The organism is Chryseobacterium sp. RU37D (genome assembly GCF_900156075.1).
GTDB lineage: Bacteria > Bacteroidota > Bacteroidia > Flavobacteriales > Weeksellaceae > Chryseobacterium.
In genome coordinates, this window is record NZ_FTMM01000029.1 from 25,507 (window position 1) to 35,717 (window position 10,211).

A 10,211-nucleotide genomic window follows, 5' to 3' on the forward strand; every position below is an offset into this window, starting at 1 on the left:
GATTTTCTATGTTTGGCGCAAAACTTTCACCTAAATTTGAGTAATATCAAATAATAAAACATGGAAATATCACTTCAAAACCAGGTTGCTGTAGTCACAGGAGCCTCGAGCGGCATTGGTTCAGGTATTGCAAAATCACTGGCATCGGCAGGCGCAACGGTTGTAGTTAATCATTCCTCTGAAAGATCTCTGGATGAAGCAAAAGCTGTTTTAAAAGAGATCAAAGATGCAGGCGGAAAAGGAATCACTTACCAATGCGATGTTTCAAAAGAAGATCAGGTGGTAAAAATGTTTCAGGACGTCATTTCCACGCTGGGAACCGTTGATATCCTCATCAATAATGCCGGAATCCAGAAAGATGCAAAATTTACGGAAATGACTATCGATCAATGGAATGCCGTTATAGGAGTCAACCTTACAGGGCAGTTTCTCTGCGCCAGAGAAGCTATCAAGGAATTTATCCGCCGCGGGATCGATACTTCCCGGTCTGTAGCTTGCGGGAAAATCATCCATATCAGTTCGGTTCATGAGGTGATTCCTTGGGCGGGGCACGCCAATTATGCGGCAAGCAAAGGGGCCATTAGGATGCTGATGCAGTCACTTGCTCAGGAATACGGAGCAGATAAAATCCGTATCAATTCTATTTGCCCGGGAGCCATTCAAACCCCGATCAATACCAATGCATGGAATACCCCGGAAGCATTAAACTCACTTTTAACATTAATTCCATACAATAGAATCGGCCAGCCGGAAGACATCGGAAATCTTGCTGTTTTTCTCGCGAGCGACCTTTCAGATTACATTACCGGAGCCAGTATTTTCATAGATGGTGGAATGACCACTTTTGAAAGTTTTTCGACGGGAGGATAATTATTTAGGCGCACATTTCCGGCTTTCACTACTCGCTTTTTTGTGCCATTGCATTTCTCAGGGCTTACAAAAAGAGCTTAGACAGGCCGTTCAATCCGGGGCGCATCTCAGTCAAAGTAAAAACAGCGGCGATAAAATTTAGTTGAAAACTTATCATTCATAAAGAAATATTCATACAGTTTGTCATTCCGGTAGGAATTTAAGCATAGTATTAAAATAATTGATGGAAAGGTCGTACCTGGATTCCTACGGAATGACAAAACGAAACCGAAAATAAAATAAGAACTATTAAGTTTTATAAAACAAATTAAGCATTTTAATGACTGATAGCCTATCAATTATCATTTATAAAAAGACATGAAAGAAAAAGAAAGATTATCCGACCTCACCTGGAAAAAATGGGGACCATATGTAAGCAACCGCGAATGGGGCCTTGTACGAGAAGACTACAGCGAAGACGGGGATGCCTGGAACTATACCACCCATGATACCGCCGAAGCAAAAGCCTACCGCTGGGGAGAGGAAGGCATCTGCGGAATTTCTGATGATATGCAGAAGCTGGTTTTTTCCGTAGGACTCTGGAACAAGAAAGATAAGATGGTGAAAGAACGTTTCTTTGGCCTTACCAATGGGCAGGGAAATCACGGGGAAGATGTAAAAGAATATTTTTATTATCTCGATTCTACACCCACGCATTCATACATGAAAATGCTGTACAAATATCCTCAAAATGCCTTTCCTTACGAAGATCTTTTGATGACAAATGCAAGAAGGAACAAAAATGAAACAGAATATGAGCTCATCGACACCGGAATTTTTGACCAGAACGAATATTTCGATATTTTCATTGAATATGCAAAAGAAAGCCCATGTGATATTTTAGTGAAAATTACGGTGGTCAACAAATCCGAAAATCCGGTGCCCTTAGTCATTCTCCCGACTGCATGGTTCAGGAATACATGGAGCTGGGGATACGAGGATTACAAACCTGCAATGAATTCCGAAGAATCTACCTCCATACAGGTTCATCATAAAGATGTAGAAATAAAAAATATCTACACAAAACAGGCTGTAAAAGTACTTTTCTGTGATAATGAAACAAATAATCAACGCTTGTACCAGAGCCCGAATAAATCAAAATATACCAAAGACGGAATCAATGATTTTGTCATTAATGGAAATTCTCAATCTGTCAATCCAAAAGATTTCGGGACAAAAGCGGCATTTTTCATCGAAGAAAATTTTAAGCCGAAAGAAACAAAAATATTTGAATTTCGACTTTCAGATCAAAACATAAAACAACCATTTAAAGACTTTAATGAAATATTTGAAGCAAGAAAAAAGGAAGCAGAGGAATTTTATGCAGAAATTCAGCAAGGAATAGAGACAGAAGATGGAAAATTAGTCCAAAGACAGGCTTTTGCAGGAATGCTATGGAACAAAATGTTTTATCATTACAATGTAGAAAAATGGCTAAAAGGTGATCCTGCAGAAATTTCACCCCCAAAATCCCGCGAAAAGATCCGAAATTTTGAATGGAAGCATCTTAACAATGAGCACATCATTTCCATGCCGGATAAGTGGGAATATCCTTGGTATGCGACCTGGGATCTTGCTTTTCATACCATAAGTTTTTCTCTGATAGACCCCGATTTTGCAAAGCATCAGCTTAAGCTTTTCCTCTTTGAGTGGTACATGCATCCGAACGGCCAACTGCCCGCATATGAATGGAATTTCAGTGATGTAAACCCTCCGGTTCACGCATGGGCAGTTTTCAGGGTTTTTAAAATTGATGAATATCTGAAGGATAAACCCGATCTGGAATTCCTTGAAAGTGCTTTTCAAAAGCTGCTGATGAATTTCACATGGTGGGTCAACAAAAAAGACAGCAATGGAAATAATATTTTTGAAGGAGGATTTTTGGGACTCGACAATATAGGGGTTTTTGACCGGAATGCTGTGCTTCCGAATGGGGAATATCTTGAGCAGTCTGATGGGACAAGCTGGATGGCCATGTTTGCGCTTAATATGATGAGAATTGCCCTTGAGCTTGCTTTGTATAATAATGTATACGAAGAAATGGCGATGAAATTCTTTGAGCATTTCCTTTATATAGCAAACTCACTCGATAACATGGGAGATGAAAATTTTAGCCTCTGGGATGAAGAAGATGAATTTTTTTATGACGCTCTTTCTTCAAGTGATGGAGACCATATGTATTTGAGGTTGAGAACGATTGTGGGGCTAATTCCCATGTTTGCAGTAGAAGTTATTGATGATGAAATGATTGAAAACCTTCCGAATTTCAAGCAAAGAATGGAATGGGTTCTTGAAAATAAGCCGGAACTGGCTGCGTTGGTTTCTCATTGGGAAGTAAAGGGGCAGGATTCCAAGCATCTGCTTTCCCTTCTGCGTGGCCATCGACTGAAAAGACTGCTTAGGAGAATGTTGAACCCGGATGAGTTTTTGAGCGAATTTGGAGTTCGTGCCTTATCTAAGGAGTATGAGAAAAATCCTTTTACGATTAGTTTAAACGGAACAGATTATACAGTAATCTACACACCGGCAGAAAGCGATAGCGGACTTTTTGGAGGAAACAGCAACTGGCGTGGCCCGATTTGGTTTCCTATAAATTTTTTAATTATTGAAAGCCTGCAGCGTTTCTTTTTTTATTACAGCCCTGATTTTTTAGTAGAATATCCTTCAGGAAGCGGAAATTATTTAAATTTAGATCAGATCGCAGATGCCTTAAGTAAACGATTATCAAAGTTATTTCTAAAAGACGAAAACGGTAATCGACCTTTCAATGGGCAATATCCGAGATTTCAGTCAGATCCGGATTTTAAGGACTATATTCTGTTTTACGAATATTTTCACGGAGACACCGGTCGTGGAGTAGGAGCCTCCCACCAAACGGGCTGGACAGGCCTTATTGCAAAGATCCTTATGCCAAGATTTTCAAAAAAAGAAATTGCAAAATCAGAGACGGAATTTCCGGAAGATGCGAAGTGATTTAGTGATGCAAGATACGGGATTAAAAGTGTGAAGTAACAATTAGTATTAAAGAACTTAATTCCCCTTCCCTGAAGAGGTGAATTCTTGCAAAGCAAAAAGACGGGGTGGTCTGAATCACTGGAAATTAACTTTGTCAAAGATTTTAAACTTTGTCAAAGTGTGAGTCGTTAAAACTGCTTATTCAAATATCTGCTGAATGACTTCCAGTGAAGTAGGTGTTCTAAAATCTGTAATATGGTAATGGTAATACACCAAAAGGCTGTCCAGAAAATCTTTTCGGAAGGAAGAGCGGATTTTTAACTGATATGGATTTTCAGCGTAAAGAATGGATTTCCAGATGGTCGAAATTTCTTCACTGAATAATTGATGTGTTAAGGTTTCTGTAAAAACACCGGTTTCCGGGTCAAGATATTTCCCATCATTGATTAATGGTGCAACACCCTGGATTTTTAAAATTTTAATTAAAAAAATAAAGTGAGACTGATAATTCTGATTTTCAAGCTCATCAATAAATTCTTCCAGGCAAAAAAAAATACTTTGATTCTTATTTTCGTGCCTTAAATTTTGATTTAAAAAATCTGAAATAAAAAAAACCACCGAATTAGATTTTATATCGGTATAAATATCATTGCTCTTTACCAGCTCAAATTTTGAAATGGTCTGTATTCCGTTTCCTTTTAAAGGATTCAGGGAAAAATTTAATTTGCTCAATGGCAGAAGCAGGGCTTTTTTCTTATTTCTTTTGGTATAAATCCCTTTTAAAAAATAAGACTGAAACCCGTCTTCTTCCGTAAAACAATGCAAAACTGCATCATTTTCGCCATATTTTATGTATGATAGTAAAAAACCGTTTTGTGAATTCATTAATTAACCACAGCTATCTTTGCAGTAGCCTTATCAGAGCCGTCTTCGTTGGTCATCAGTACAAAATATATTCCTGAAGCTACTCTGCTTCCTCTTTGATTGTTAAGATCCCATTCATAATATCCTCCTCTCGCAACAGCAGAATGGACCACGTTTCCGGCTGCATCGGCAATCCTGATATTGGTAACCTCTGCTAAACCTTTGATCGTAACTTTTCCTTTAAAATTAGAATAAACAACTGGGTTAGGATATACAAGAACATTCCCAAAACCAGAAGTGACGTCGGCAACATCTCCCTGATAGGTCACAATTCCGTCATAGGATACAAAATAGACTTTTCCTGTTTTTCTGTCTACTTTAATATCTGTGATACTGTTGGTAGGAAGGGGTGAGTTTTCTTTTGTAAAATGCTTAATGGTCTGTTGGCCGTCCGCAGAAAGGTAATACACACCGCCACCGTCTACGGAAACCCATTTGTGATCTCCCGCATCCACTTCGATCTGCAAAATCTGCGAATCCCTGAAAAGCTCTTCACCAAGGCCATTTTGTTCAATAACGATGGGCTCTACGGTAACACTTGTCGGAGTTTTAATAGCTGAAACAGCATTAGGCAAAATTCTCAGACCGATATCTCCTCCGATCCATGCGTCACCGGATTTGTCGATAGCTACAGAAACTGTCCCCCCGGAATTGGATGCAAAGCCATTAGACTGGTTAAGGATGTACTCCGTATCATCTGATATGTTGATGGTTTTCTTGTAATCATAAGCCATGAAGCTGTTTACCCTCGGAAGAGGAAGCCATAATAAGCCTTCGTAATACAACGCTTTTTGAGCTGCACCTCCGTTTACAGTCGTATGTTTAATGAGAAAGTTGTCGGTGGCCCTGTCGTAAGCGCCAATGGATGTTAATGTGCCTTCAGCAGTTCCTTCTCCGGAAAATGCAATGGAGACAAACATATTATTTGTATCATCCAAAGTAAATCCTACAGGACGTCTGAAATAAACACTGCCGGCTCCAAGATCGTAGTTTTTTGTGAAAGTAAAATCTTTGCTTCCTGCATTGTATTTCATCTTATAAACACCATGTCCGGCAGAGTTGTTATAATTCGTAAAGAATATATCGTCCGGATTTGCAGGGTCTGAAACTACATCCAAAATATTAAATCTTGTGGTATTTCCTATGAAATAGCTTGGATAGATCCATTCCATCCCGTTGAAATAGTAAAAGCCTGGATTTTTTGGGTTGTTGATAGGGATATTAAACCTGTTTTCTCTTCCTCCGCTTGATACAAGGATTTGATTATCTCCGTACAAACTGATTTTATAAGCATAATTAAAATAAGGTCCATCCGGCTTAAAGGTATTGTTGCCTTCATTTTTTATTCCGGATAATATTGTTCCGCCATAAACACTGCTTCCTACAGTAATTGCCGTATTACATTCTTCCCCGAAAGTAACACTGTTGTTGAAATTTCCGTTGGTATTAAATACATAAACTCTGCCTGCATCTGTCACCACAATGCTGTTGCTGTTCACCGTCACATCATGGGTGTTGCTGAAAGTCTGGGAAAGCTGTACTGGTGTACCTCCGTTGTAAACATAAGCTGTTGTAGGTGAGGAAAATGTAAGTACAGATTCAGAATCTATATGTTTGAAGGTTCCTGCCATTTCGGTAGTCCATGTTGAGAAAACCGGGAAAGTGGTATTCATTTCATGGGTTTTTAAGCCTGTATTGGTAACGGAGTATACCTTATTTCCGAAGATTGTTGCTTCGTTGCTGGCCTCATAAACACCTGCTGAAAGGAAAAATGAAGAATCTTTAAATTCTTTTTTCTTTAAATCAAAAATAGAGACACCATATCCTACAGAAATAACAGCCAGATCTCCCGTAATGGAAATGTGATTAATCCTTTTGCTTCCATTGTATCCTGTAGCAATAGGGATATCTACGATATATGTAACCCCGTCCGGAGTAATGACATCCATTGACCCGTTTTGATAACCGATCAGCCCTATTTTGGTCTGAGTGTTATAGTCAAAGGCTGAAATTTTTACCTCATGCAAGCCGTTTGCTTTAGACAGCTTGGTAATTTCACCTGATGAAATTGTATAATAGAATACCCCGTTTTCTGTGGCTGCCACTATTCTTCCGTTATCTTCTTTCATGGCAAGGACATTGTTGTATGAGAATACATCTGCCCATTTTTTTGAAGAAATATTCTGCGCATTTACAATCTGTAGGGATGCTAAAACACCAAAGGAAATTAAAGAGAGTTTTTTCATGCTTATGCTATTATACTGCTATCAATTACCTGATTATTCCAGGAAATATGTTGTACGTTTTTATTTGAATCAAAGAAGAAATCTATTCTGCCCAAAAGCAGCCCGGCCCATCCCACCTGGTTTACCAGAATATTTTTTCCTTCCCTGTTGGTAAATGTCTGTGGTTCAGTTAAAAATGTGTGGGTGTGACCTCCAAGAATCAGATCAATATTTTCTGTTTTTGTAGCTAATATTTTATCACTTACTTTATTGGGCTCGTCCTTGTAATCATAGCCGATATGTGAAAGACAGATTACAAGATCACATTTTTGTTCATTTTTCAGGAAGTTAGAATAATGCTGGGCAACTTCAATCGGATCTGTATACACAGTTTCACCATATTGCTTTTTACCAACCAGTCCGTCCAGTTGAATTCCTACTCCGAAAAGCCCAACTTTGATTCCGTTTTTATTGAAAATCTTGTATGATGAAGTCTTTCCGTCAAGGATGGTATTTTTAAAATCATAATTGGAGCAGATAAAAGGAAACTGCGCGTTAGGCAAAACCTTTAAAAAACCGTCCAAACCATTATCAAAATCATGATTTCCCATGGTTGAAGCGTCATACTTCATCATAGACATTAGTTTAAATTCCAGCTCACCTCCGAAGAAATTAAAATAAGGCGTTCCTTGGAAAATATCACCAGAATCAAGAAGCAAAACATTAGATTCCTGATTTCTAATTTGCTGAATTAAGCTTGCTCTTCTCGCAAACCCTCCCTGATTTGGATTTTTGGTGTAGCTTGCATCAAAAGGTTCAATTCTGCTGTGCTGGTCGTTGGTATGGAGAATCGTAAGTTTGTTTGCGGATTTTAAGTCAAGAATTTTTAATTCTTCCGCCATCATCATATTAGGAGCTAAAGCCATTGCTAAAGTTCCGCCACCTATTGCCTTTAAAAAACTTTTTCTATCCATTACTTCTTACCGATAAAATTTAAACGAACATCTGTATTGGCAACAACTTCAGGATTTTTCTTAAAATAACTGATAAAAAGGTCTCTTAATTTAATTCCTGTAGGAATGAATTCCCCTTTAGCAAAAAATTTCATATTGTCACCGCCCAAAGCCAGGTAGTCGGATGTTGCGATGTAATAATCCTGATTTGGATTTACCTCTTTTCCGTTGATTAAAGTTTTGGTGAGCTGCCTGTTTTTGGTTTCAATGTATAAATGAGAAACCGGATTATTCACCTGGGTTTTTGCATAATAATCGAAAAGCCCCTGTAAATCTGTTCCTTTCATTTTTATAATAATCACTTCATTTTCGAAAGGCATTACTTCAAAAACGCTTTTCAGCAAAATATCACCTTTCCCGATCGTTGTACGGATTCCTCCGATGTTGATCAGCGCGGCATCTACACTTTTCTGAAGGTTTTTTTTCGCCCATTCATCAGCTCCATCGAATGTATAGTCTGCTAAAAGATTGCCCAAATTGCTATTGTCCCCCTGTTTTGTAAGATCTGAATTGGTATGTGAGATTTTCTGATTCATCTCTTTATCCAGCTTTTGTTTATAAGGTTCAATAACTTTTAGAAACTCCTCATCATTTTTCAGCTCGTTATTAATAGAAATATTTTTCCGGGTCTCCACATTCGCCACCTGAAGCGGGGAAACCGTCTTACAGGCGGAAAGGGCAGCCAGAGTTATTCCTATTAACAAGAATTTATTTTTCATATTATCTTTTAGTATATGCAAATATAATTATATGTATTAATAAGCATATAAAAAAGATTTAAAAATATTAAATCATAATAAAGAATTTATCTAATTTAAAATTAAGATAAATTGGACTATTTTAAATAAATATTAAACTAAACATTTATCATAACAAAATTAGATTAATTTAGTATAAAATCTTTTAAATCTTTCAAAACATTTTCATTAATATTTCCTTTTTTTTCATAATCTTTTGGAGAAGGAATTTTTTCAGTATTTTCTATAAAAAGATGATTCAATGTTGGGTAAAATTTAAAAATAATTTTTTTATTATTTTTAAATTTTTTTTTCCAAAGATTAAAATCTATTTGAGTTACCTGATAATCTTTACCACCTTGCATGAAAAGCATTGGGACCTGAATAGATTTTATATCTTCTAATGGTTTGTAATCTAATAAATATTTCCAGTAATATGCGGATAAGCCCAATGGGAGCTCTGTTTTTTTTGTATTTAAATTAAACTTATTTGAGTTTAAAAAATCGACTTGTCTTTTAATATTTTTAACTTCTTGAGCGGAGATTTTTGATGGTTCAATTTTATTAATATATTCGAATTGTTCGATAATTAAATCTTGCAATGGTCTAGAATTTCCCGCGAGGAAAATATATTTTGAAATTTTAATTTTCTTAGCTATTTGTGGTATTAAATATGCACCCAGACTATGTCCTAAAATAATTATTTGATAATCTTTAAATTTTTCATTGCTTTTGAAATAATTTGTCACATTTACTACGTCATTAATTGTTTCTTCCTCCACCGTTGACTTATCAGTAAAAAGTTCAGGATAAGAATACGTCCTTTTATCATATCTATAAGATGAAATTCCATTATTATAAAGATATTCAGCAATATCTTTAAATGGTTTATTCTCTCCAATTGTTTCATTTCTGTCCTGTGGACCCGAACCATGAACAAAAATTACAAGTTTTTTTTGATCGTTTTCAATGGATTGTAAAAAAGTTCCTTTAAGCTCTAAACTATCACTTTTTATATTTAGAGAATTATTATTTTCAAAATCTTTATGGGGAATGAAATAAAACCCTACAATTTTATTTTCATTATTAAAGGTAATTTGTATGTCTAATTTTGCTTTCTCAAATTCTGAATAAAAGAAAAAAGTACTCTTTTGATGATTAATTTCAATAATCTTTTTAAATTGCCCCAATTGTTCTTCTATCAGTTCAATAGTTTGTTGTAGAACAGGTAAAGTAATTTGAGTTTGCACCTCTTTGTCAAAGTAACTGTAAGCAGAATTGTACTCTTTTTTTACTAAAGAAAGATTAATAAATTCTTTTCCATTCTTATCATTTTGAGAATATGAAAGAACGTGGATATGCAAATAAAATTTCCAGTTAGAGTTAAGCTACATTTTTGTAAATTTTGTTTTGATTGTTAAATTCTTCTATTGTTTGATAATTCAGGG

The 10,211-nt window shown here is 36.3% G+C and carries 7 protein-coding genes; 2 read left to right on the forward strand and 5 right to left on the reverse strand.

The features are described 5' to 3' along the window. Window positions 1-60 precede the first annotated feature (60 nt). Window positions 61-870, forward strand: a complete 810-nt coding sequence (locus BW926_RS12465; protein WP_076447510.1) for a glucose 1-dehydrogenase — start codon at window positions 61-63, stop codon at window positions 868-870. Between the two features lie 357 nt (window positions 871-1,227). Further along, window positions 1,228-3,882 (forward strand): MGH1-like glycoside hydrolase domain-containing protein, encoded by a 2,655-nt coding sequence (locus tag BW926_RS12470; RefSeq protein WP_076447511.1) that lies wholly within the window; start codon window positions 1,228-1,230, stop codon window positions 3,880-3,882. 180 nt (window positions 3,883-4,062) lie between these two features. On the opposite strand, the gene recO is transcribed toward BW926_RS12470, so the two are convergent. The 5 genes from recO to BW926_RS12495 form a co-directional block, all read right to left on the reverse strand. Next, entirely contained in the window at window positions 4,063-4,749 is a 687-nt protein-coding gene (gene recO, locus BW926_RS12475) for a DNA repair protein RecO (protein WP_076447513.1), read from the reverse strand. After that, a complete protein-coding gene (locus tag BW926_RS12480; protein ID WP_143756548.1) occupies window positions 4,749-7,034 on the reverse strand; it encodes a type IX secretion system anionic LPS delivery protein PorZ in 2,286 nt (761 codons plus the stop codon). Before BW926_RS12480 ends, recO begins: the two co-directional genes overlap by 1 nt. A 2-nt stretch (window positions 7,035-7,036) precedes the next feature. After that, window positions 7,037-7,987 carry a bifunctional metallophosphatase/5'-nucleotidase gene (locus BW926_RS12485; RefSeq protein WP_076447514.1) on the reverse strand — a complete coding sequence of 317 codons (951 nt, stop codon included), beginning with the start codon at window positions 7,985-7,987 and terminating at the stop codon, window positions 7,037-7,039. After that, window positions 7,987-8,745 carry a 5'-nucleotidase C-terminal domain-containing protein gene (locus BW926_RS12490; protein ID WP_076447523.1) on the reverse strand — a complete coding sequence of 253 codons (759 nt, stop codon included), beginning with the start codon at window positions 8,743-8,745 and terminating at the stop codon, window positions 7,987-7,989. Before BW926_RS12490 ends, BW926_RS12485 begins: the two co-directional genes overlap by 1 nt. A 164-nt stretch (window positions 8,746-8,909) precedes the next feature. Further along, entirely contained in the window at window positions 8,910-10,127 is a 1,218-nt protein-coding gene (locus BW926_RS12495) for an alpha/beta hydrolase (protein ID WP_076447525.1), read from the reverse strand. Window positions 10,128-10,211 lie beyond the last annotated feature (84 nt).